The following is a 22,518-nucleotide window of genomic DNA, read 5'->3' as shown; positions in this document are numbered from 1 at the left end:
AGGCACCCCATGACCAGTCCCACCGCGGCGGCTACCGGACAGTGGACGAGCACCGGGGCCCTTCCCTCCGCGCGCGTGTGGTCCGGCCAGCATGACAGCCCGGTCGTCCTCGCCGGCGGGAAGGTCCTGGTGGCCGGTGGAGCCGGCGCCGCCGGAGAAGCGCTGGGGCAAGTGTCGCTGTACGACCCGTCCGCCAAGACGTGGACGGCCGCCGCCGCGCTGCACACCGCCAGGCGGCTGCACACCGTCACCCTGCTGGGCAGTGGCAAGGTGCTGGTCACCGGTGGCATCACCGGGGCGGCGACGTTCCCGTCCGCCGGACTGGCCTCCGCCGAGGTGTTCGACCCCGCTCAGGGCACCTGGACCGCGACCGGCAGCCTGAAGACCGGCCGGTGGGGGCACAGCGCGGTGCTGCTGCCCGACGGTAAGGTGCTCGTCGCGGGCGGCTGCACCACCCGGTCCGGGCAGTCGGTCAAGGCGCTGCGCTCGGCCGAGGTCTACGACCCGGACACCGGCGCGTGGACGGAGGTCACCGCGATGACCGACGCGCGCTGCGGCCACCCGGCGCTCGTGCTCAACACCGGCAAGGTGCTGGTGGTCGGCGGCAGCGCACCCGTGTCCCGCGAGACCGACGCGGCCCTGGCCTTCTGCGAGCTGTACGATCCGGCCTCGGGCACCGGCGGTACCTGGACGCCGACCGGGAGCCTGCTGGTGGCGCGCAGCGGGCACCAGGCCACGCTGCTCCCGGACGGCACCGTCCTGGCCAGTGGCGGCAGTCCTCCGGGCGCACCGGGCAACGGCACCTTCGACCCGTTCAGCAGGGCCACCGCCGAGACGTTCAACCCCGTCGCGGGCGTGTGGAGCGCGGTGCAGGACATGCCCGCCGGGCGCGGCCTGCATCGGTCGGTCTCCCTGGGCGGGGGCAAGGTGCTGGTGGCCGGCGGCACCGACACCCCGGACAACGGCGTCGGCTACGCCAGCGCGCTGATCTTCGACGCGGCCACCCGGAACTGGAGCCCGGCGGGCGGTCTGACGGTGGGCCGGTGGGGGTTCGCCGCCGTCCCGCTGACCGGCGGCACGGTACTGGTCACCGGCGGCATCGCCCGCGCGGGCCTTGCCGCCGCCGGCCCCGGCGCCACCGAGGTCACCGCCACCAGCGAGATCTTCGGCACCGGCCCGGTGACACCGTGAGCAACGCGTACTCCTTCCTGCCGTGGCTGCGGACCGGCCTCAGCACCCGGATCACGACCGATCCGGGCACCGCCGACCGGGCGGTCATCCCGGTCAAGCTGCGGCTGACCGGGGACGGCGTGTCCGGCGGCACGATCACCCGCGACGTCGAGAAGGCCGTGCAGATGTACGGGCCGGGCGACGTGGTGGGGGTCGATCCCCGGGTGATCTCGCGGGTGGAGCCGCGGCCCTGGATCACCAACGTGGAGCCCAACTACCTGGCGCACATCGAGTTCTACGACGAGGGCCTGCCGTGGAGTTACAGCCCGGCCCCGCCCGACGGGGCCACCAAGCGGCTGCTGCCCTGGCTGGCGCTCGTCGTGCTCGCCGGGGCGGCCGAGCCGGCGGGCGACCCGGGCGCGGAGTTCACCGAGGGCGCGGTCGCCGGGCGGCCGCTGCCGTCGATCCAGGTCAAGGACCCGGCCGGGACGCTGCCGCCACCGGGCCAGCTCGGCGCCTGGGCGCACGTGCACGTCAACGGCGCGCTGGACGGCCTGGTCGCCAACGACGATCCCGCCGGTGCGCTCGCCGCCCTGCGCCAGGTGCTGATCACCAACGCCGATCTGGCGTGCTCGCGGCTGATGTGCCCGCGGCGGCTCAAGCCCGACACCGGCTACCACGCGTTCCTGGTCCCCGCGTTCGAGACGGGCCGCCTGGCCGGGCTCGGCCTGGACCCGGCCACCGCGCCCGGCGCGCTGCACTCCAGCTGGGGCCCCGACTACCCAGGCCGCCCCGAGCCCGCGACGTTGCCGTACTACCACCGCTGGTTCTTCGGCACCGGCAGCGCGGGCGACTTCGAGTACCTGGTCCGGCTGCTGGAGCCCCGGCCCGCCGACCCGGCCATCGGCCGCCGCGACCTCGACGTGCACAACTCGGCCGGGCCGGGGCTGCCGCCCATCACCAGCCCGGCGGAGTTGCACGGCGTGCTCAAGCTGGGCGGCGCACTCCAGTCGCCCAACCGTCCCAAGGGCGACGTTTACGACAAGTGGGACGAGCCGTACCCGCATCCGTTCCAGAAGGCCCTCGCTGGACTGGTCAACCTGGCCGACGCCTACCTCGACCAGACCCCGGCCGCCGCGCACGCCGCCCACGGGGTGCAGGACGTGGCGGGCGAGGTCGATCCGATCATCACCCCGCCGCTGTACGGGCGCTGGCACGCCCCCGCGAACCGGCTGCTGACCGAGCGTGACGGCAGCCCGATCACGCCCGACCGCAACTGGGTGCACCGGCTCAACCTGGACCCGCGCTACCGCGTCGCCGCCCACCTGGGCACCCGCGTCGTCCAGGAGCGGCAGGAGGAGTTCATGGTCGCCGCCTGGGCGCAGGTCGGCGACGTGCTGGCGGCCAACGCCAAGATCCGCGCCGCCCAGCTCGCCCGCGAGGTCGGGACCGTGCTGCAGGCCAAGCATGTGGAGCCCGCCGGCGCACCGATCATGCTGGCCGAGGAGCCGGTGCCGTCCGGCAAGGCCCTCGTGCTCACCGCTCCCGCCAACTCGCGGGTGACCACGCGTGATCGTGCTGTGCGCGGGGCGGCGGCGGTCGAGGGCGAGCGGGTCGCGGTCGGGTTCCACGTGGCGCGCAGCCGCGTGACGGCCGCGCCGCTGTCCCCGCCGATGCGGCGGATGCTGCGGCCGGGGCGGCTGATCCGCGACCTGCCGTTCAGTGAGACCACGCCGCCCGACGCGCTGATCCCGCGGATGGACGACCCGGACGACCCCGTGACGGCGGCCGGCGCCAAGGAGACTCCCGACGCGGTGGTGACGACCGAGCAGCTGACCGATGTCCTGCACCCGGCACCACCGCCGATCGGGCTCACGGCCGCCATCGAGGCCGACCCAGCCGATCCGGTCGACCGGCTTCCGCGCAGCGCCGACTTCCGGATCACCTTGCCGGGCGACACGTTCGTCCCCTCCGAAGGCGGAGCCGACAGCGAGGAGGCCAAGCGCTTCAAGGACGGGCTGCGCGACATCTACCGGGGCTGGCACGCGGCGGGCGTCGGCGGCCGGACCGAGGGCGGCGACGAGCCGCTGAACGTCCGCGCCACCACCGACGCGATGATGACCGGCCTGCGCGCCGAGAAGACCGTGCCCACCAGCCTGCTGACGTCGGTCAGCCTGCCGGAACGGCTGCGGTCGTTCGCCGAGCGGTTCATCGAGGCGATGGCGTATCCCGTCATCGACCTGCCGATGTACAAGGCGCTGCTGGACCTGTCGGTGGACTACTTCGCCCCGAACCTCGGGCTGATCCCGCGGAACACGGTGACGCTGCTGGAGACCAACCAGGAGTTCATCGAGTCCTACCTCGTCGGACTCAACCACGAGATGGCCCGCGAGCTGCTCTGGCGCGAGTACCCCACCGACCAGCGCGGCTCGCCTTTCCGGCAGTTCTGGGACACGCGCGGGGGCGTGAAGCAGTACGACATCCAGCCGCTGCACACCTGGCCGAAGGCCGCCGAACTCGGTGAGAACGACGCGCGGGAGACCGGCGAGCAGGCCGACGACCTCGTTCTGGTCATCCGCGGCGACCTGCTGAGGAAGTATCCGAACGCCGCCATCTACGCGCACCGCGCCCGCTGGCAGCCCGAGGCGGGACCGCCGGACCCGGCCCAGGAACGGGTCCCGGTCGAACTCGCAGACCCCGCGCACCCGACGCTGGAGGAGATCAGGCTCCCGCTGTACGAGGCCAAGGTGGACCCCGACCTGACCCTGCTCGGCTTCGACCTGACGGCGGCCGAGGCCAAGGGCGACTTCGCCACCGGCGCGGCGGGCTGGTTCTTCGTGATCCAGGAACGTCCCGGCGACCCCCGGTTCGGCGCGGACGAGGGCCCGCCCACCCCGGTCGAGGTGTGGAACGACCTGACGTGGGCCGACGTGGATCCGGGCGGGACCGGGTTCATCCGGCTGGACACGAGCACTGTGCAGGTCCCGCTCAAGGACTTCGACGACCCCGCCGCCGATGCCGAGAAGAACGACCAGCACTTGGAGGACGCGTTCCTGCCCGTCTGGCACGGCGGGCTGAGTTCCGCCGACGTGGCCTACATGCTGTTCCAGGCTCCGGTGCTGATGGCCGTCCACGCTCAGGAGATGCTGCTGTGACCGCGCTCAGCGACGACTTCCCGGTACTGCTCGGCCCGGTCCGGGTGGAGACCCGGTTCACCGCCACCGAGCTGCTGGTACGGATCTTCCCGGACGAGTGGTGCACCGATAAGTTCGAGCCCAAGCCGACCCGCGCCGAGATCGCCGCGGTGGACGCGTACTGGACGGCGCACTGGCGGACCGGCGGAAACGCGGTGGCCGAGCAGGCGGCCTGGCAGGAGCTGGTCGCTCGGGTGCCCGGCGGCCGGGCCGGCTGGCTGCTGCGGACCCGTACCCCCGCCAACCTCGCCGACCGGCCCGTGACGGTGCCGGAGGGCGCGACCGTGCTGGTGGTCGTGACCGGCCAGGCCGTACCGGCCGCGGACCGGCAACCGACCGTCACGTACTGGACGGCGGTGTGGCGCGCGCACGGCGACCGGGCCAAGCTGCGCGCCGCCGACACCGCGCTGCGCGCCGACGTCGGGGCCGGCCGGGCGGACACGATCCGGACCCGGCGGCCGGTGGGCGTTGACGCCGCGCCTACCGCCGTCGACGACGCGGTGATGGTCGCGTTCCTCGTGCTGCCGCCGCCGGCCGCGGGAAGCCTGGCCGAGCAGTCGTGGACCCAGGCGGCGAAGGCCAGGCTCCTGCCGGACCGCTTCACCGTGCTCGGATACGTGGGCGGCGAGCGGGTGCTGACGGCGACCGGCGAGGCGGTGCCCGACGCGCTCGCGGTCAGCCCCGACCCCGAGGCCGACGCCGACGAACAGCTCAAGGTGGATGAGCGGACCGGCGCGCTGCGGGTGCCCGACGAGCTCCAGTGGCTGACCGACTTCGGGCGGGCGGTGACACTCGGCATGGGCCTGCGCATCCCGCTCACCCCGCAGATCCGCAACGGCCTGGACCGGCTACTGGTGTTCGGGCTGCGGGAGCGGTCCGGCCCCGAGCAGACGGCCGTCCAGCTGGCCGACCTCATCACCCGGCAGCTGCGCAGCCCGTCCGGGTACGGGCTGCTGCCACAGGGCACCCCGACCAACAACAGCGAGGCCGCCCCCGCCGGGCAGGACCGCCGCGCCGAAGCCCAGGCAGCGCTGCGCACCGCCTTCGGGTTCGCGGCGGCGGACGCGCCTGACGACTGGCGGACCCGGACCGACGGGCAGTGGCTGGCCGACCTGCTCGGCATCGACCCGGCCGTGCTGACCGGCATGCCCAACGCCGACGGCACCGACCAGCGTGACGCCCGCGCGGCCAACGTCGCCCTGTGGCCGGCGACCTGGGGCGCGTACCTGCGCGGCATGATGCATCCGATCCTGTCCGAGCAGGTGGTCGACCAGACGCGCGAGTTCTTCGTGCGGTACGTGTCGGGGCGCGGCCCGGTCCCGGCGGTCAAGATAGGGCGGCAGCCGTACGGCATCCTGCCCACCACCGCCTTCTCCAAGATGTCCTTCCCGGAAGGCGCGACGCACCGCCGCGGGCTGCACAAGCTCCTCAGCGTGGCGGCGGGGGACTGGCAGAAGGCCCTCGCGAAGGTCAGCTACCTGGGCAAGGGCGGCGACCCCCATCAGCTGCTGCTGGACATCCTGGCGCTGCATCCGACGTCGGCGGAGTTCTACCAGCGGTACGCGCAGAGCGTCGAGGACATCTTCAACCGGGAGAACCTCAACAGCGGCGGCCCGCGCGTCATCCCCGCGCTGGACCAGCTCAACATGCCGCAGCCGATCCGTGCCCTGCTCAACCGCCTCGGCTATGCCGTCCCGCCTGGAGCCGACCCGGAGGTGATCCGGCGGCTGTTCGTGGGCGACCAGTATCCACTGCTCGGACCGCTGGTCGACGACCGGCCGCTGTCGGAGAGCGACCACATCCGCGCGTACCTTCCCGACGGCGGCAACTACCTGCACTGGCTCGCCCAGCACGCCGAGCAGGACCTGGAGACCGTCCGGCTCGAACTGGGCTTCAACGGCGACAAGCCGCCCGCGGCGCTGCTGTATCTGCTGGCGCGGCACGCGGTCCTGCTCGCCTGGGAGGACGCCGCCCGCCGCCTGGCCGCCGCAGCCGGGAGCACGGTGCCACCCGCGCGCGATCCGCTGTTCGTCCACGTACGTCCCAACCGGCCCGGCGCACCCCCGGTGGACAGCGAGAGCCGGTTCCGCCAGCTGTACTCGCCGGACCGAGCCATCACCGGCAGCCCGGACCGGCTGGTGGCGAGCTTCATCCCCGAGGTCATCAGGCAGAGCCCGGCCACCGTGCAGCTCGCCGAACAGATCGACGCGCTGGAACACCTGGCCGGGCTGCCGACCGCCCGGCTGGAACGGGTGCTGACCGAGCACCTGGACTGCGCGACGTACCGGCTCGACGCTTGGCGCTTGGGGCTGGTCAACGAGCGGCTCGCGGAGCTGCGCTACGGGGCGTCCGGCACGGGACCGGCCCGGCGCGGCATCCACCTCGGTGCGTACGGCTGGCTGGAGGAGGTACGGCCCAAGCCGCGCCCCGGCATGACGCCGGTCGAGCTGAGCGGCGACCTCGGGCAGCTGTTCAACCCGCCGGGCACGCAGCCACTGATGCACGACAAGGCCAACGGCGGATACATTCACGCTCCCTCGCCCGCGCAGGCCACGACCGCCGCGGTCCTCCGCGCCGGATACATCGCCAACGCCAGTCCCGCCGACCGGCACACGTTCGCCGTCAACCTGAGTTCCGAACGGGTCCGGGTGGCGCTGACCCTGCTGGACGGGCTGCGGCGGGGCCAGTCGCTGGGCGCCCTGCTCGGCTACCGGCTCGAACGGGCCCTGCACGACCGGTATCCGGATGCCGAGCTGGACTCGTTCATCACCGCGCTACGCGGGGCCTTCCCGCTGCGGGCCGGGCGCATCGAGGAGACCGAGCCGTCCCCCGGCACCGCCGTCGAGCTGGTCGAGGCCCGCAACGTCATCGACGGCCTCGAACTCGTGCGGCGGGTGACCCAGGTGCCCGGCGCGGACGTCTACCCGTTCGGCGCCCAGGGGCTCCCGGACCCCGACGCCGACCAGCGCAGGGCCATCAACGAGGAGGTGCACCGGCTCCTCGACACCCACGACGCGCTGGCGGACCTGGCGGTGGCCGAAAGCACGCACCAGGTGCTCGCGGGCAATCCCGAGCGGGCGACGACGACCCTCGACGCCTACGCGAAGGAAGGCGTCGCGCCCGAACCCGAGGTGGTCCGGACACCGCGCAGCGGCACCACCTTGACCCACCGGATGGCTCTGCAGCTGACGCCGGGCATCCGGCCGGGCCACAGCGCACCGTCCGTGCAGGGCGAAGGCCCGCGCGCCAAGGCCGAGCCCGCCGTGGACGACTGGCTGCCCACGCTGCTGCCCGACCAGCGGGATGTGGCCGCGCTGGTCACCTGGACCGACCCGGTGAACGGGGTGGCCCGCAGCAGCGTGGTCACCCAGCGGGACCTGCGGCTGCGGCCGATCGACCTGCTGTGGGCGGTACGGCCCGCCAGCGAGGCGTCGATGACCGATCTGGACGACCGGATCATCGGCGTGGTCGCCACCCGCGACCAGCCACGTCCGGACGCGCGGCTGGTGATCGAGCACACCAGGCGCATCACCGGCAAGGTGACGTTCTTCGAGCTGTCGCCACTGATCGCGGCTCTGCGTTCGCTGCTGACCACGTCCCGGCCCGTGCGGCCCACCGACCTGATCCCGGCCGCCGGGGACGCCCCGGTCGACCGCTCCGCCGACGCGGCCGTGACGCTGCCCCGCGAGCGGCTGGTGGCGGTGCGGGACGCGCTGGTGGCGCTGCGCACGGCCGTCACCGGCTACCTGAACGACCTCGGGCCGCTGTTCCCGGAGCCGCCTGCGCCGGTCCGGCGCAGCGAGTTGATCAGCGGCATCGACGCGTTCCTGCGCCGGTACGGGGATCTGATCGCGACGGCGGGCGGATTCGGCATGGTGCGCAGCGGCTGGGGCGAGGCCGCCGGGTGGCGGCGGGACCGCTACACCGAGGTGCTCGCGGCCGTCGACGAGGTCGCCGGCCGGATGGCCAAGGCGCTGGCCGACGCCAACGCGCTCATCGCCGCTTACGACGCGCTCCCTGCGGCCACCGTGGCCGCGGAGCGGTTCCGGCTGCTGGAGCGGATCGAGCGGCTGCTGACCACCACGCCGACCGCGCCGCGCCCGAACACGCCTCAGCGGCTGCGCTCGATCATCAACAACCGGCGGCAGGTGTTCCAGAACAAGCTGCGGGATCTGCGCGAGGTCGCCGGCACCGGCCAGAAGACGCTGAGCGGGCTGCTGGCCGAGGTCGCCGCGCTGCTGCCGCTGACCGGCTTGGACCCGGCCGGGCTGACGCTGACCCCCCACCAGGACCTGGTCGTCGCGTACGGGAAGGAACTGCTGGACCGGGCACGGGCGCTGCAAGCCGAAATCGTGGAGCGGCTGACCGCCACCGACGCGGCGCTGATCGAGCACGATGCGGCGGTGCCCGGGCCCGACCGGGTGGAAGCCGCGCTCGACACCCTCAAGGCGCTGCTCGGCGAGGACGTACTGGCCGTACCGCAATACACCCCGTCGGCCGCGCTGGCCTCGGACTGGAAGAAGGCCCGCGACGACAGCGGCGACCTGATCGAGCACCTGGAGGACGCGGGGCGCGACTTCCCGGTGGACGACTGGCTGCACGGCATCGCCCGAGTCAGGGAGAAGCCGCGGCTGTGGGAGCAGGTAACGATCCTGAGCGACGCGCTCCGCCGTGACGGGGGACTGCTCGGCCATCTGCCCGGCTTCGAGGAGCCTGAGCTGGTGCCGATCCAGCTGCCGTACCGGACGGACGACCACTGGCTGGCCATGGAGTTCGCGCCGGGCACGACGCTGGATGAGGACCGGCTGCTGTTCACCGCGCACTACGCCGCCAAACCCACTCCGCCGACCGTCGACTTCTGCGGTCTGCTGCTGGACGAGTGGACCGAGGTCATCCCGGCGCAGAAGGAGACGACCGGGATCGCGCTGCACTATGACAAGCCCGACTCCGAGCCGCCGCAGGCCATGCTGCTGGTCACCCCGCCCACCCGTACCGGGACGTGGAACGCCGACGACCTGGTGGCGGCGCTGCACGAGACGTACGACCTGATGAAGGCCCGCGCCGTCGAGCCCGCGCACCTGGACGAGACCGCCTACGCCCACCTGCTGCCCGCCACGCTGGTGTCGGCCGCCAGCAAGCCGATCACCATCGGCACCGACTTCGCGACCAACAATCTGCGCGGGAAGAACCCATGACAGAGCGCATCGAGAACCTGCCGAAGGCCCTGGCGGAGCGGGAGTTCCCGACCGTCGGCCTGTGGAACCGGCTGGAGGGACGTCCCCGCACGGCGGACTTCGAGCGGGCCCTGCGCGTGGAGGTGCGGGACGCGCTGTGGCTGCTCACCCGGCAATGGCAGCTCGGCGAGTTCCGCGGCTCCGACGCCGGGACGCCGGTCACCGCCATGTACTCCGTGGGGATGGCGGTTCCGAGCCGGTTCCAGTCCGCGTTGGGCGGCTCGGCTGAGAATCTGCCCGCCGACCGTCCGTTGGAGGACGTCGCCGAGCGCCGGGCGCTGCCGTTCGCCTTCGGGCCGGAGCGGATCTCGTACGATCTGCGCCTTGCCATCGGCCGCCGCTGGCTCAAACTGATGAGCCTGCACCCGCAGATCCACCACCATCGGCAGGACTTCGTCGAGCTGTATCCCATCGCACTGCCGTCCCCGGCCAGCGACGCCGACACCCCGCGGGTGGCCCACCCCGAGGTCTGGTCCACGCTGCAGGCCGTCGCCGGCCGCCGGATGGACGGGTACGAGCTGTACCTTCGCATCAAGGCGGGGCATGAGGCCGCCGACGGCATCGACCATGTCGCGCCCCCGCACCGCAGGCTGATCAACGAGCTGGGCGTCCGGCTGGTCGGCTGGTTCGACGGCCTGATCGATCAGCCCGCGGGCGACGCCACCTGGGATCCGCGCCGCCTGGAGCATCGGTTCTCGGTCGCCGCGGGGCAGCCGGGGGGCGCGGAGAAGGTGCTGACCGCACAGGAGTATCCGGGCGGCGAGCTCGACTGGCATGCCTTCTCCATCGACCCCGGCACCCGGGTGGGCGGGGCCGCCGCACCGCCCGCCCCGATCAACCGCACGGTCTTCCCGGCCCCGGTGCGCTACTCCGGCATGCCGCTGCCGCGCTGGTGGGCGGTGGAGGACGGCAAGACCAACTTCGCCGCCGTCCGCCCGGACCGCACCGACATGGCCCGCCTGGTCGTCCTGGAGTTCGCCCTCGTCTACAGCAACGACTGGTTCTACCTGCCGTGCGACCTGCCCACCGGAACGCTGGCCTCACTGCGCGGCCTGGCCGTCACCGACGTCTTCGGCCAGCGCCTGTGGATCACGCCCGCCGGTGCGGGGCCCGACAACGACTGGCAGCGCTGGTCCATGTTCACCCTGGACACCATCGGCTCGGACGCCGTCCCCGCCGACACGGGCCTGTTCCTCGCCCCCACCGTCCCCAAGGTCGCCGACGGACCCGTCCTGGAAGAGGTCGACCTCATCCGCGACGAGAACGCCAACATGGTGTGGGGCATCGAGCAGACCGTACGGCTGCCCACCGGCCCGGGCCGCCGCGGCGGCGAGGTCGCCGCCGAGATCCTCGCCCAGCGCCGCCGCCTGTTCCCGCCCACGCCCCCCACCGCCCCGCTGGCCCCCATCGCCTACCTGGCCATGACCTCGGTCCCCGGCCACTGGATTCCGTTCATCCCCGTGCACGTCCCCGGCGACAGCCGCAAGATCCAGCTCCAGCGCGCCGCCATGCCCAGCGAGATCGACGCCAAGCCCGTCCGCCCCCGCACCACGATCCTCCGCGAGGGCTTGGACGCCGCCCCGCAACGCTCGTACTTCCTCAACGAAGAAGAGGTCCCGCAGACCGGCACCAAGGTCACCGTCGCCTACAACCGCACCCGCTGGGGCAACGGCCGCGTCGCCGTCTGGCTCAGCGCCCGCCGCGGCGCCGGCCGCGGCGAAGGCTCCAGCGGCCTCACTTTCGACCTCCCCGCCGACACCGAACCCCTCACCTGAAGCCGAACCGTTCCGTCACAGATGTTTGGCCAGAGGCACGAGAAAGGGGGCGAAATGGAGGGCAGACTTCGCGGCCGAAGTGGGTGAGTTGGCGGCCGATGCCGTCGAGCTTCCGCTGCCGCCGGAGACCCGGGCGAAGCTGCGCAAGGTGAATGCCACCCTTCGGACGATCAGATCGCCGACCTGTTCAAGGGGTTCACAGGCAACAGCCCTCTGGGTGGCGATCAAACGCAGGAAACGATGACGAACTTTCTGGTGATCACAATTCGGGAAATGTGCGGGGAAGGGAGCGCCCGCACCGCGCCCGGTAACGACTCGGACAATGGCGTCACGTACGCGGCTGGATCGTCCCGGTTCGAGCAACTGGTCCATCCTGTGGCCTCCCGCCAGCCTCCCTGCAGCGCCCCGGGGATACCACACCGTCGCCAGTGGGCGTCTTCCCGGAGTCATCGCCATCTCTTCCAGCACGCCGGCTCATGTTCAGGTGGGAAGGAGCCTCGCCCAGATTCGGGGCTCTCTGGCGCGGGGCTCGCACGGAGTGTCCGCAGTCCGATCGGGCGCACTCCGCCGACGGTCACGGTGGGGTACCCGTGGCCGTCGTCTACCTCTTCCCCGAAGCGGGCCCACGGCGATCCTAGCTCCGCTGCCGGCGCCGCACCGGGGGGCATGAGTGACGTTCCGGACGCCACGACGCTGTTCTCCAGGGGTGCGAAGCCGGCCTCGTCGACGATGATCAGGTCTGGGCGCGGCGGGGTCTCGATGATGCGGCCGACGGAGTCGCCGCCGTCCTGCGGTAGAGGGTGGCGACCAGGTCGGCGGCGGCGCGGTAGCGGGTTTCGAATCCGGCGTGAATTGTGCCGGCGCCGAAGGTGGCGAGAGGCTGTGGATTTGCCGGTCCCGGACGGGTCGACTGCGCAGTAGTTCTCGGCGGTGTGTTGATGGCCCTGGTCCACCTGCGTAAGGCCCTGTAAAGGACCCGACAGGCCTGTCCACACTCTGAGACTTCGCGGGGGCGCGTCACGCTGAAAAGGGCTCCGTGTAACCTTGATCAGCATCGCGGTCGGTTCGAGTGTGGAATCTGTCCGTGGCGTGACGTCGTGGTACTCCCGTCCGGGTGTATCTCCGCATGCGGACTGGAACCACTTCTCGCGGTTGCGTTGTGGCCAGGTCAAGACCCGAGGAGGGCAAGCCCTGCCGATCCGCGAGTCTGTGCAGGTCACGCCGGGCGAATGATTCACACGTCCACTGTGGTAAGCATTATGTTCCTTGCACTCCTTGATCAGCCGAATGACCATGACGTATGCCCAAGATCCAGGTGATTCGGAAGGTGGTCCATGGCCTGCTGCGGCGGATGAAACGAACGTGAGCGCGCACTTGATCGCCGGAACCTGGCAGCTTCCCCCCTTGCCTCTGGCAGGACGACCCGTGAGAGCGGACACCATGACGAATGATGTACTGCCGACGAATCATCTGCTGGCTCTGTCGACGGACGAGTTCATCGCCGGCTTCGACGCGGTCGCATCCAAGTTCGACTCTGCGACCTTCCCGCAGCAGGTCCTGCCGCCCGAAAGTTGGGCGCTTCTCGTGAGGGCCGGGGTTCGGCTTCCGACTCTGCCCAAGCGGTACGGAGGGCGGGACAGCAGCGTCGAGATGTGCCGGATCGTCGAGACGGCTTCCGAATGGAACCTGGCCCTCGGTGTCTACGTGATAGTCAACACGGCACTGGCGCTTCTACCGGTGGTGAAGTGGGCCGGTGAAGAGGTCAAGCAGGAGATGCTGCCGCTGTTCGCCGGCGGCGATCCCGTGATGGCCGGGCTCGCCGCCACCGAACCGGGCGCCGGCTCGGCCCTGTCCTCCATGACGACCACATTCGAGGAGTGCGAGGGAGGCTACCGGATCCGCGGCCGCAAGCACTGGCAGGCTCTCAGCTCTTCAGCAGATTGGTGGCTGGTCCTTGCGAAGAACGCACACCGTCGCGAGTACGGCTACTTCGTCGTCAGGCGGAGCGAGGGGTTCCGCACCGTCGAACTGTACGAGGCGCTCGGCCTGAAGTTGCTGGACTACGGGGTCAACGACATCGATGTGACCGTCCCTCGGCATCGGCGGATCGATGCCGAGGAGACGGGCCTGGACTCGGTGGACGTGTTCCTGGCGTCGCGAGCGCTGCTGGCGGCGGCGGGGGCCGGATTCCTGCGCCGCATCAGCCGGGAGGCGCACGCGTATGCGGATGGCCGCCAGATCGGGCGGAAAACGCAGTCCAGGATCGGGTTCGTGAACTACAGGCTCGCGGCCATCGACACTTCCTCCACCATCTGCGAAGCGCTCAGCCACTACCTGAAGACGATGGTGGACTTCAAGGGCGACCTGACTCCGGTGTTTCCGGCCGTGCAGGCTCTCAAAACCGTCGCGACCGAGCGGATGATCAGTGCGGCCCAGAGTTATCAGCAGCTGACCGGCGCTGAGGGATACCGCTGCGGATCGCCCACCAACATCGCCGGTCAGGCGTTCCTGGACACACGCGTCTTCAGTATTTTCGACGGCAACAACGACATGCTCAGCCAGCAGCTGACCGCGCACTGCCTGACCCGGCGGTCCGGTCGGCCCCTCAGCGGGTTCTTGGCCGACTGGCCGCTCACAGCGCCTGCCGTCGCGACGCTCCGGGAGGACCTGAGTTTCCTCGACCAGCCCTTGGGCCAGGCGCAGCAGGTCCTCGCCGGCCGCGCGATCGCCTACCTGATCGCGGTGACCCTGGTCCTGGAGTGGGCTGCCGAGACCGCCGCCGATCCGGCACGGGTCCGGCCCGCCATCGAGTTCCTCAGACATGACATCGCCGGTGTCGCCACGGAATTCCGGTTGCTGGCCACCGGAATACTCGACGCCTACGGGCCGAAGGGTCGGCAACGGGCCTCGTGATCCGGGCTCGCCGACGAACACGGCGGCCGCGATTCGGCCACCGTGGTCCTCCCGGCGCCCCTCACCGGCCGGCGCCCTTGTCGGCACAAGAAGAGGTTGCCGGGCGGCCTGAGCCTTGACCGGTCTCATCGCCGAGGAGGCCCGGAGAGCGGCGCCGGGATCGTCCCCGGTCCGTTTCTCCGGACCTCTCACCGGACCCGCCGGCCGGCTAGCCCGACAGGCCCTCGCGGCGGTGTATCAGGTCCACGAGGTCGGCCGCCCTGCGCTTCAGGAGATCCAGTCCGGTCCTGCCCCACGGGCGCGGTTCGCTGTCCACGACGCAGATCGTGCCGAGAACCGTGCCCGTGCGGTCGGTCAGCGGAGCTCCGGCGTAGCTGCGCACCATGAGCTTGTCGACGATCGGATTGCCCGCGAAGCGCGGATAGTCAAGGACATCGTCCAGAATCAGGGCCTTGCGCCGAACGACGACATGCGGGCAGTATCCGGCGTCGAGGGGCACTCTCGCCCCAAGGACACCGCCCACGAGTTCGGCGGCGGCCGGTGGCGTGTGGACACCGCAGATGAACTGATCGTCGCCGACGAGGTTCACGAAAGCCACCGGTGTGCCGGGAAGCCCGACAAGCTCCTGCGCTTCCATCGCGACCCTACGGGCGAACTCATCGAATTCGCTCTCCCGCGCCTGCCCTAGGCCAAGCTCCCGCAGGCGCCTCGCGCGCTGGGACGCTTCACGATCGGGCGGCATCAAGGGACGGGCCGAAAATGCCCCTGCCTGGTCATTGGGTGGATACGTCACGGAGGCCTCCAATTATGGCCGAGTGTGAAGATGGGCGCGGTGATTAACAGAACTCGAATCCCGAGAACGAAGCGGCGGCGGCGCCGGATGGAGCGTTCCCCATGTATTCGAGTTCTGTCAGGCAGGGACTGCAGGGGCGGCTGTAATGAGGTACTGGATCAGAGCCCGCAGCGCGGAAATGGCGGAGGTGTGGTCCCGAGCGTCGCACAGCACGATCGGTACGCGCGGGTCGAGTTTGAGAGCGCCCCGCAGTTCGTCGGATCCGTAGCGGTACGCGTTGTCGAACTCGTTGACCGCGACGAGGAACCGGGTCCCCCGGCTCTCGAAGAAGTCGACCGCCTCGAAGCAGTCCTCCAGGCGGCGGGTGTCGGCGAGCACGATCGCGCCCAACGCTCCGGCGCACAGCTCGTCCCACATGAACCAGAACCGCCGCTGCCCCGGCGTCCCGAACAAGTAGAGGACGATCCCGTGCTGTTCGATCGTGATTCTGCCGAAATCGAGCGCCACGGTAGTGGTGGACTTGTTCTCGACCCCGCCGAGATCGTCGATGCCGACGCTGGCCGAGGTGATGAGTTCCTCGGTGCTCAGCGGCTCGATCTCGCTCACCGCACCGACGAACGTCGTCTTCCCCACACCGAAACCGCCCGCTATGAGGATCTTGACCTGAGTGGGGAGCACCTCAGACTCGTTGTAGGCCATCGAGCAATTTCTCCAAAAGGGCTCGGTCGGTGGGATCGGCCGCGGTTCGCGGCGCGTGCGCGGTCATCGCCCGGCTGTCCACCAGATCGGAGATGAGGACTTTGGTGACCACCACGGGAAGCCGCAGGTGCGCCGCGACCTCGGCGACCGGGGTCGGCTTGCGGCACAACTCAAGCGCTTTGGCGTGCTCTGGATCCAGGACCGGAGGGTGCCCGTCGGCCGCCACCACCAAGGACAGCATGTCCAGGTCGACGGTCGGATGGGTGCGGCCGGCCGTCACCGCGTACGGGCGTACCAGTAGCCCTGCGGCTTCGTCGAGCCAGAGCTCATCCTCGCCGGAAGTCAAAACGCGCGGCTTCGGTCGCTCGTCGCGGCCGTCGACCGTGCCGCGGTGTCCAGGAAGGGCCGGACGGCCTTGATCAGCCGGGCCATCTCAAAACCCACGACGGCCGGGTCGGCCTCCGCTCGGGCGAGCACCGCGAGCACCGAATTGTAGCCGGCCCAGGAGATGTACAACTGGCTGGACTTCAGTTCCGCGACGACCTGCCGCACCTCGTTGCTGTCGTCGAACTTCGTTCCGGCACTACGCGCTATGGAGAAAAGCCCGGACGCGAGCGCGGCGAGATGTTCCGCGCCGGCGCGGTCAAAGCCGTCGGAGGCCTTCATCATGCCGTCGGACGACAGCAGCACGCTGCCGCGAATGACCGGAACCTGCTCGCCAAGCCCCCGCAACAGCCAAGCAAGATCTCGACCCTGGTTCGGGGAGGCAGCACTCAACGGAAAACTCCTTGTCGTGTGTGATTATCGTCAGTTCGCATTGTCGGGGTCATCGACGAAGTCGGTGTTTTCCTGCGCGCTGTTCAAACCCTTCTTGAATGCGGCCATAAAACCCGGATTGTAGTCGACTTCTTGATCATCCCGCTGGGGAGCGGGCGCACTGAGCAGTTCGGGCGCCAGGTTGGTCTGGGCCTGGCGCTGCGGCAACGGCGGCCGCTCGCCGTCACCGCCCGGAAAGCCCGGCCCTGTTCCGGAGTCGGGCGCGGGCCCGGAGGCCGTCACGGCCGCCGGCGGGCCGGACGCGGGCAAGGGAGAGAGCCGATACCGGGAATCCTCGGCCGCCGGGGGCGGCGGCATGGAAGCGCCGAGAACATCACGTTCATCCAGTGGCAGACCCGGCCGGGTCTCAAGGCCCTGCCCGGAGCCGGAAACACGCGACGGCAGTGGGGTCGAGGGGCTCGCGGCGGGTTGTGCCCCGGAGGTCACCGGTTCCGCCGGGGGCCTCGCCTCCGCCTCCTCCGCTTCGCTGCCGTCCAGTTCCTCCGGGACGACGACGATGGCCTGCGTGCCGCCGTAGACATTGCCCTGGAGCTGGACGCGGACCTTGTGGCGGCGAGCGAGCGCGGATACCACCAGCAGTCCGATCCGCCCGTCCTTCAGTAGTTCCTCGGTGTCGGCCCGCTCGGGGTCGGCGAGCAGTTCGTTCAGCCGCCGCTGGTCTTCCCGTGGGATGCCCAGGCCGCGATCCTCGACCTCGATGGCCATGCCCGCGGCAACCCTCTCGAAGCGAATGAGCACCTGCGTCTGCGGCGGCGAGAACTTGGTGGCGTTCTCGATGAGCTCGGCCAGCAGATGGACGACGTCCGCGACCGCGCCACCGTCCAGGCTCCCCTCGACCGGAGGCACCACCTTGACCCGGTTGTAGTGCTCCACCTCGGCGATGGCCGAGCGCAGCACCTCGTACACCGTCACCGGCTTGGTCCACCGGCGGCGCGAAGCGGCTCCGCCGATCACTGCGAGGCTCTCGGCCTGGCGACGCATGCGGGTGCTGAGGTGGTCAACCCTGAACAACCCCTTGAGTAGGTCTGGATCCTCGACCTGGTTCTCCAGCTCGTCGAGCCCCTGGATGGCCCGATGCGACAGCGACTGCATCCGCCGGGCCAGGTTGACGAAGACCGCGACCCGGTGACCGCCTCCACCGGCCGCATCGCGGCTTGCGGCGCCGACCACGGCGTTCCAGGCCGCGCTCTGCGCCTTCCGCAGCTCATGCACGAGCTGCAGGTAGGAGTCGGCGTTGACGGGAGGCGGGAAGTCCTCGCTGATCGGGGCGGCCGTCCCGCCGGCGCGGAGCCCCTCGGCCAGCCGCTGCAGGTCCCGCCGCCCCTCGGCGATCAGGAACCCGAGCTCGCCGAGCCGCCGCTGCATGTTCTCCTGGCCCTGGAGGGCCGACTCGGCGAGCTGCCGCTGTATCCGGCGGGTCGCCGAGTCCGCCGCCACGAAGGCGGCTCCGAGGGTGATCGCGGCCCCCGCGGTCGCCATGATCAGCACCAGCCGCGCACCCTGGCCCACGGCGGCGCCGTCGTACACGACCGCCACGGCGGCGAAGCCGAGAAAGCCCACGACAACCGAGGGGAGCATGAAAATGGACAGGTGAAGCGCGCGCATTTTACTCTGTCGATGCGTACCATGGGCCACCGACCTGCCGGCTCGCCGGACATTCCGTCGCTCGGCACCGGTAGTGGATTGGAAGAACTCAGGCATCGGCATCCTCGGTGCGTCGACAGCAGTCACCACATTGATTAATGCGGACTCTCGTATGGGCACAACCCGTGACTAGGCTGTCACAACCCCTCAAGGGAAAAGTGCGGATTGCCGAGATTGCCGGGACCAATGCCCGCAATTGGGGATATTTGTCCTCGTAAGTCTACTTTTGCGATGGATGCGTGGCGCCGTAGCGACAGCGGCTGGACCGGGCGAGCACCACAAGTCTTCCCAGGAACCGCGCATCCGCTCCAGGGCGGCCACTGGCCCGCCTTCAGGTTGCGTGCCTGAGCCCCAGTCCTGTCACGCGAGGGTGGCCTTGAGGTGGCGGCCTTGGGGAGTCGGATCAGTGAGGGTGTCGTCATCGACGACGATCCGGCCTCCGACCATGACCGTTGTCGGGCGGCCTGTGAGGTGCATGCCCTCGTAGGGGGTCTAGTCGGTGGCCATGTGGAGCGCGCCGGCGGTGACCTGCCAGTGCGCGGACGGGCCCCAGATGGTGATGTCCGCGTCCGCGCCGGGCAGCAGGATGCATCAATTGACGTACTTCACATGATGTGGTTCAGTTGAAGTACTTCAGATGCGGAAAGAGGTGTGGGATGCGTCAGAACCCGGCCCGTCGGGCCGCGCTGCTCGACGGCGCCATCGAGGTTCTCGCCCGCGAGGGGGCGCGGGGCCTGACGCAGCGCGCCCTCGACAAGGAGGTGGGGGTGCCCATCGGCACCACGTCCAACTACTTCCGCAACCGCGACGAGCTGCTCGTCCAGGCCGGCGTCCGCGTCTACGAGCGGCTCAGGCCCGCGGAGAGCGCGCTCACCGAGATGTTCGACCAGGCGCGGGACGCCGCGTCGTACGGCACGATGCTGCGGGAGAGCGTCGGCAGGGTCGCCGCCTTCCGATCCGGGCACCTGGCGATGCTGGAGCTTCGGCTGGAGGCCACCAGAAGGCCGGAGCTGCGCGCGCTGCTCACCGAGCGGGTCCGCGCCGACATCGATGAGAACGTCACCCTGCACGAGACCGCGGGCCTGCCCGGCGGCGCAACCGCCGTCCTGCTGATGTACCTGGCAATGAACTGGCTGATCGTTGAGCAGCTCACACTTCCGGATGTCTTCACAGACGCCGAGCGCGACGAACTGGTCACTCAGGCCGTAGAGCGCATCGTCACTCCGTTCCCCACAGCCACGAAGTGACACCCCGGGCGGGCCCGGCCCGACCGGCTACCCACCGTCCACGCCGACCGATCAACAAAGGACTGACTTGCGCAAGCTCGTGTACTTCATCGCCTCCACCCTCGACGGTTTCGTCGCCGGCCCCGACGGCTCCGACCCCACCGGCCCCGGCGGCTTCTGGTCCCCGTCCGAGGACTACGTCCAGCACCTCATCGAGGAGTATCCCGAGACCCTGCCGGGGCCGGCCCGGGCCGCGCTCGGTGTCACTGCCGAAGGCACCCATTTCGACACCGTTGTCGAAGGTCGCAAAAGCTATGAGGTCGGCCTCGCGGCCAACGTGACCAACGCCTACGCCCACCTCAAGCACCTGGTCTTCTCCCGGACACTGACCGAAAGCCCAGACCCCGGCGTCGAAATCGTCGCCGATGACCCGGCGGCGACGGTACGAGAACTGAAGCGCGATGGCGGCAAAGACATCTGGCTCGTCGGCGGCGGTGAACTGGCCGGCGCACTGTACGGCGAGATCGACCGCGTGATCATCAAACTCAGCCCGCTCACCATCGGCTCCGGCATCCCCCTCTTCGGACGGACCACGGTCTTCGCGCCCAACGTCTGGGAGCTCATCGACCACACCATCCTCAACTCCGGAGCTGCCTTCCTCACTTACGACCGGGCCCCCGGCACTCCGCAGTCCTCCAGCAGGTAGACGCAGGGCCAGCCACGACAGCCTGCTCCCGATGCCTAGCGACTTTGGCGGCCCTGCCTCGGCGATACTGCTTGTCAGCGCCATCGCGTGAGGAGGCAGTATTCGCGAGAGGAGCCGCGCTGTAGCCAGCACGGCTCCTCCAAAGCGCGGGGACGGCTTACCTGGCGGTCGGGGACACGTCCGGGGTGGAGGGCCGTCTTGGCGAGCTCTCGGCGGCCGCGCCCGAGACGGGGCGGGCACGGGCCAGTTGGTCTGGCACGTGGGCTCCACGAAGTTCGAGGTCGTAGCGGTCGCCGTGCAGGGTGCCGTGAGGCACGGTGACGGCATCCTGCTCGCATTGCTGCGTGCCCGGGTCGCGTCCGTCGCAGTGCTCACGGTCGGGGCGGAGGGTGACTGAGGCGCGGAGCGCGCTGGTCCCGGGGGCGGACTACGAAGATCAGCCGAGCGTGAACGTCCTGGTGCGGATACGGCGTCAGCTGGGAGGGTGTGCCTCATGGAGGACTTGCGGGACGCCGAGCGCCGACTTCAGAGCGCGCAGCTTGCTGGAGACGTCGAGGCGCTGGACCGGCTGCTGGATGATCGGCTGATCTTCACCTTCGGTGCGAGCGTTCAGACCAAGGCGGACGACCTGGAGGCGCACCGCACTCGGGCGCTGGTGATGACGAAGGTGGCTGAGGAGGAGTTGACCGTACTCGCCGATGGGCGCACCGGCGTGACGTGGTTTCTCGGCACCGTCGAGGGGACCGCCTCCGGGGCGCCGTTCGCGGCCAGGATGCGCTACACCCGTACTTGGCTACACGACGAGACGCACGGCTGGCGAATCATCGCCGTGCACGCCAGCACAGCCGATTGACATAGCCGACACGTTGAAGAGCGAACCGCACACCGGTAGACGGCGGTAAGAAGCTGTTTTCGAACCCCCTGCGAGGCTGATCTGCCTCGCAGAGGGGTGAACATGACTGCCCCTGATGCGCGAGGCGCGGGACGCCGGGCGCCCTCCCGGATGGCTTATGTCATGCCTCGGCTCTCGTGGCGATGCTGCGCATGCCTGCGGGCGGGATATTCTCGACCTAGACCGTCGCGCGTGGCCTCTTGGAGACTGCGGCCCGGGGCTGGAACCGGATATCGACATGCTGGGGCGCGTCCGGCGGCACATGAACGAACGGCTCTACAGCCTCAACCAGGTATCCGGAGCCTACTGGGGTTCGGCCACGGGCGAGGCGGCCCGTGATGCCGTCAGGAAGTTGTCCTGGCGGTGTGTCGGTGCCGGGCTCCACTGGACGGTAGGTCGTCGCAGTGATCCGGGCAGGGGGGACCCGACAAGGGAGAGCAGACTTTAGACGGCCGTAAGTTGTCGATCATGAAGAAGACCGGGAACGATCCGACAGTGCTCGGCGTGCAGGGCACCGTCACCTACCGCCTTGCTCGACCCGAGGACGATCAGGTCCTGGCGAAGCTCGATGGGTCGTTCACAACAGACTCGGTGTTCGAAGTGGTCGAAACGGGCGAGGGCTTCACGCTTCGCCAGACTCCCGTGACCCCTCCCATCCACAAGGTCTTCCCAGCCGACGAGGACACCAAGGACGACCGCGATCCCGAGTTGAGCCAGACGGTGGTCGCCTGCAACGGCGACGAGCTGTGCGGGTTCGTAGAGAGCTCCTTCGAACCGTGGAACAGGCGACTGACCATCTGCGACATCGAGGTCGCGCCAGCGTGGAGGGGGAGGGGGCTGGGACGAACCTTGATGAGCCACACCTTCGACTTCGCCGAAGAGCGGGGGGCCGGGCATGTATGGCTTGAGGTCAGCAACATCAACGCCCCCGCGATCAGCGCCTACCTGCGGATGGGCTTCGTCTTCTGCGGGCTGGACACCAGGCTCTACGACGGCACCGAGTCGGCCGGCGAGCAAGCGATCTTCATGGCGCGACAGATCCACTGACCCGTGCCGCCCGAGTGCTCACCGGCAACGACTTCGCCACCCCACCGACGAGGACTCCGCGCTCAATCGCCGCCGATCTGGGTACCTACGGCGACGACCCGCCCAACCAATGCGCCGCACGATCCGCAACGAGAACCGCTAACCCTCATGGGACCAAGCCTCACCTTGCAGCGTCACCACGCGGCCTAGCGGGCGATCTCCATCTCCTTCGAGAGGTCGCGCCGACCGGCGAACAAGTGATGCTTGACCGAGCCCGACGAAATCCCAAGGGCGTTAGCCGCCTCAGCGGTCGTGAAGTTCAGAAGGTAGTGCAGCACGACTCGGTCCTGCTTCGCCTGCCAGGAGGCTCGATCGTCGACCAATGGGCGCAATGATGATCATTGATTGC

At 70.0% G+C, this 22,518-nt stretch carries 16 protein-coding genes; 9 read left to right on the top strand and 7 right to left on the bottom strand.

From position 1 onward, the window contains the following. Positions 1 to 9 precede the first annotated feature (9 nt). From ABWI04_RS02220 to ABWI04_RS02205, 4 genes are read left to right on the top strand one after another with little or no spacing between them, the layout of a single operon-like run. Positions 10 to 1,191, top strand: coding sequence for a Kelch repeat-containing protein (locus tag ABWI04_RS02220; RefSeq protein ID WP_353831209.1), 1,182 nt, complete (start codon positions 10 to 12; stop codon positions 1,189 to 1,191). Next, on the top strand, positions 1,188 to 4,325 hold the full coding sequence (locus ABWI04_RS02215) for a hypothetical protein (RefSeq protein WP_353831208.1): 3,138 nt from the start codon (positions 1,188 to 1,190) through the stop codon (positions 4,323 to 4,325). Before ABWI04_RS02220 ends, ABWI04_RS02215 begins: the two co-directional genes overlap by 4 nt. After that, entirely contained in the window at positions 4,322 to 9,559 is a 5,238-nt protein-coding gene (locus ABWI04_RS02210; RefSeq protein WP_353831207.1) for a hypothetical protein, read from the top strand. The genes ABWI04_RS02215 and ABWI04_RS02210 overlap by 4 nt, the downstream gene beginning before the upstream one ends. After that, positions 9,556 to 11,373 carry a hypothetical protein gene (locus ABWI04_RS02205; RefSeq protein ID WP_353831206.1) on the top strand — a complete coding sequence of 606 codons (1,818 nt, stop codon included), beginning with the start codon at positions 9,556 to 9,558 and terminating at the stop codon, positions 11,371 to 11,373. Before ABWI04_RS02210 ends, ABWI04_RS02205 begins: the two co-directional genes overlap by 4 nt. 15 nt (positions 11,374 to 11,388) lie before the next feature. Here ABWI04_RS02205 and ABWI04_RS02200 read toward each other — a convergent pair whose 3' ends face one another. After that, positions 11,389 to 11,745, bottom strand: a complete 357-nt coding sequence (locus ABWI04_RS02200) for a hypothetical protein (protein WP_353831205.1) — start codon at positions 11,743 to 11,745, stop codon at positions 11,389 to 11,391. Between the two features lie 1,053 nt (positions 11,746 to 12,798). Here ABWI04_RS02200 and ABWI04_RS02195 point away from each other — a divergent pair. Then, on the top strand, positions 12,799 to 14,286 hold the full coding sequence (locus tag ABWI04_RS02195; RefSeq protein ID WP_353831204.1) for an acyl-CoA dehydrogenase family protein: 1,488 nt from the start codon (positions 12,799 to 12,801) through the stop codon (positions 14,284 to 14,286). Positions 14,287 to 14,494: 208 nt separating this feature from the next. On the opposite strand, the gene ABWI04_RS02190 is transcribed toward ABWI04_RS02195, so the two are convergent. The 5 genes from ABWI04_RS02190 to ABWI04_RS02170 all read right to left on the bottom strand — a co-directional run bounded on the left by ABWI04_RS02190 (position 14,495) and on the right by ABWI04_RS02170 (position 18,316). Continuing rightward, entirely contained in the window at positions 14,495 to 15,079 is a 585-nt protein-coding gene (locus ABWI04_RS02190) for a GAF domain-containing protein (protein ID WP_353831203.1), read from the bottom strand. A gap of 117 nt (positions 15,080 to 15,196) precedes the next feature. Beyond that, on the bottom strand, positions 15,197 to 15,778 hold the full coding sequence (locus ABWI04_RS02185; RefSeq protein WP_353831202.1) for a GTP-binding protein: 582 nt from the start codon (positions 15,776 to 15,778) through the stop codon (positions 15,197 to 15,199). After that, the gene (locus ABWI04_RS02180; RefSeq protein ID WP_345174012.1) at positions 15,759 to 16,124 is read right to left on the bottom strand and encodes a DUF742 domain-containing protein; all 366 of its coding nucleotides are present in this window, start codon (positions 16,122 to 16,124) and stop codon (positions 15,759 to 15,761) included. Before ABWI04_RS02180 ends, ABWI04_RS02185 begins: the two co-directional genes overlap by 20 nt. Beyond that, a complete protein-coding gene (locus tag ABWI04_RS02175) occupies positions 16,121 to 16,555 on the bottom strand; it encodes a roadblock/LC7 domain-containing protein (protein ID WP_345174010.1) in 435 nt (144 codons plus the stop codon). The genes ABWI04_RS02180 and ABWI04_RS02175 overlap by 4 nt, the downstream gene beginning before the upstream one ends. A gap of 30 nt (positions 16,556 to 16,585) precedes the next feature. Further along, a complete protein-coding gene (locus ABWI04_RS02170) occupies positions 16,586 to 18,316 on the bottom strand; it encodes a sensor histidine kinase (protein ID WP_353831201.1) in 1,731 nt (576 codons plus the stop codon). Between the two features lie 599 nt (positions 18,317 to 18,915). On the opposite strand from ABWI04_RS02170, the gene ABWI04_RS02165 reads away from it, so the two are divergent. The 4 genes from ABWI04_RS02165 to ABWI04_RS02150 all read left to right on the top strand — a co-directional run bounded on the left by ABWI04_RS02165 (position 18,916) and on the right by ABWI04_RS02150 (position 22,130). Continuing rightward, a complete protein-coding gene (locus tag ABWI04_RS02165) occupies positions 18,916 to 19,506 on the top strand; it encodes a TetR/AcrR family transcriptional regulator (RefSeq protein ID WP_353831200.1) in 591 nt (196 codons plus the stop codon). 67 nt (positions 19,507 to 19,573) lie between these two features. Next, entirely contained in the window at positions 19,574 to 20,191 is a 618-nt protein-coding gene (locus tag ABWI04_RS02160) for a dihydrofolate reductase family protein (RefSeq protein ID WP_353831199.1), read from the top strand. A 493-nt stretch (positions 20,192 to 20,684) separates the two neighbouring features. Next, positions 20,685 to 21,044: a nuclear transport factor 2 family protein gene (locus ABWI04_RS02155; protein WP_345173999.1), complete on the top strand. Its 360-nt coding sequence runs from the start codon at positions 20,685 to 20,687 to the stop codon at positions 21,042 to 21,044. A gap of 507 nt (positions 21,045 to 21,551) precedes the next feature. Beyond that, positions 21,552 to 22,130, top strand: coding sequence for a GNAT family N-acetyltransferase (locus ABWI04_RS02150; RefSeq protein ID WP_353831198.1), 579 nt, complete (start codon positions 21,552 to 21,554; stop codon positions 22,128 to 22,130). A 185-nt stretch (positions 22,131 to 22,315) separates the two neighbouring features. Here ABWI04_RS02150 and ABWI04_RS02145 read toward each other — a convergent pair whose 3' ends face one another. Then, on the bottom strand, positions 22,316 to 22,447 hold the full coding sequence (locus ABWI04_RS02145; protein WP_353831197.1) for a sigma-70 region 4 domain-containing protein: 132 nt from the start codon (positions 22,445 to 22,447) through the stop codon (positions 22,316 to 22,318). Between the last annotated feature and the right edge of the window lie 71 nt (positions 22,448 to 22,518).

Source organism: Actinomadura sp. NPDC000929, assembly GCF_040492065.1.
GTDB classification, from domain to species: domain Bacteria; phylum Actinomycetota; class Actinomycetes; order Streptosporangiales; family Streptosporangiaceae; genus Spirillospora; species Spirillospora verrucosospora.
Note: the sequence above shows the minus strand (reverse complement) of the source record. Positions and strands in the feature narration are given on the sequence as shown.

What these genes read in the sequence shown, in the direction of transcription:
- ABWI04_RS02220 (WP_353831209.1), top strand. Translation starts at nt 10, where the DNA reads ATGACCAGTCCCACCGCGGCGGCTACCGGACAGTGGACGAGCACCGGG.
- ABWI04_RS02205 (WP_353831206.1), top strand. Translation starts at nt 9,556, where the DNA reads ATGACAGAGCGCATCGAGAACCTGCCGAAGGCCCTGGCGGAGCGGGAG.
- ABWI04_RS02200 (WP_353831205.1), bottom strand. Translation starts at nt 11,745, where the DNA reads ATGGACCAGTTGCTCGAACCGGGACGATCCAGCCGCGTACGTGACGCC.
- ABWI04_RS02185 (WP_353831202.1), bottom strand. Translation starts at nt 15,778, where the DNA reads ATGGCCTACAACGAGTCTGAGGTGCTCCCCACTCAGGTCAAGATCCTC.
- ABWI04_RS02170 (WP_353831201.1), bottom strand. Translation starts at nt 18,316, where the DNA reads ATGCCTGAGTTCTTCCAATCCACTACCGGTGCCGAGCGACGGAATGTC.
- ABWI04_RS02165 (WP_353831200.1), top strand. Translation starts at nt 18,916, where the DNA reads ATGCGTCAGAACCCGGCCCGTCGGGCCGCGCTGCTCGACGGCGCCATC.
- ABWI04_RS02155 (WP_345173999.1), top strand. Translation starts at nt 20,685, where the DNA reads ATGGAGGACTTGCGGGACGCCGAGCGCCGACTTCAGAGCGCGCAGCTT.
- ABWI04_RS02150 (WP_353831198.1), top strand. Translation starts at nt 21,552, where the DNA reads ATGAAGAAGACCGGGAACGATCCGACAGTGCTCGGCGTGCAGGGCACC.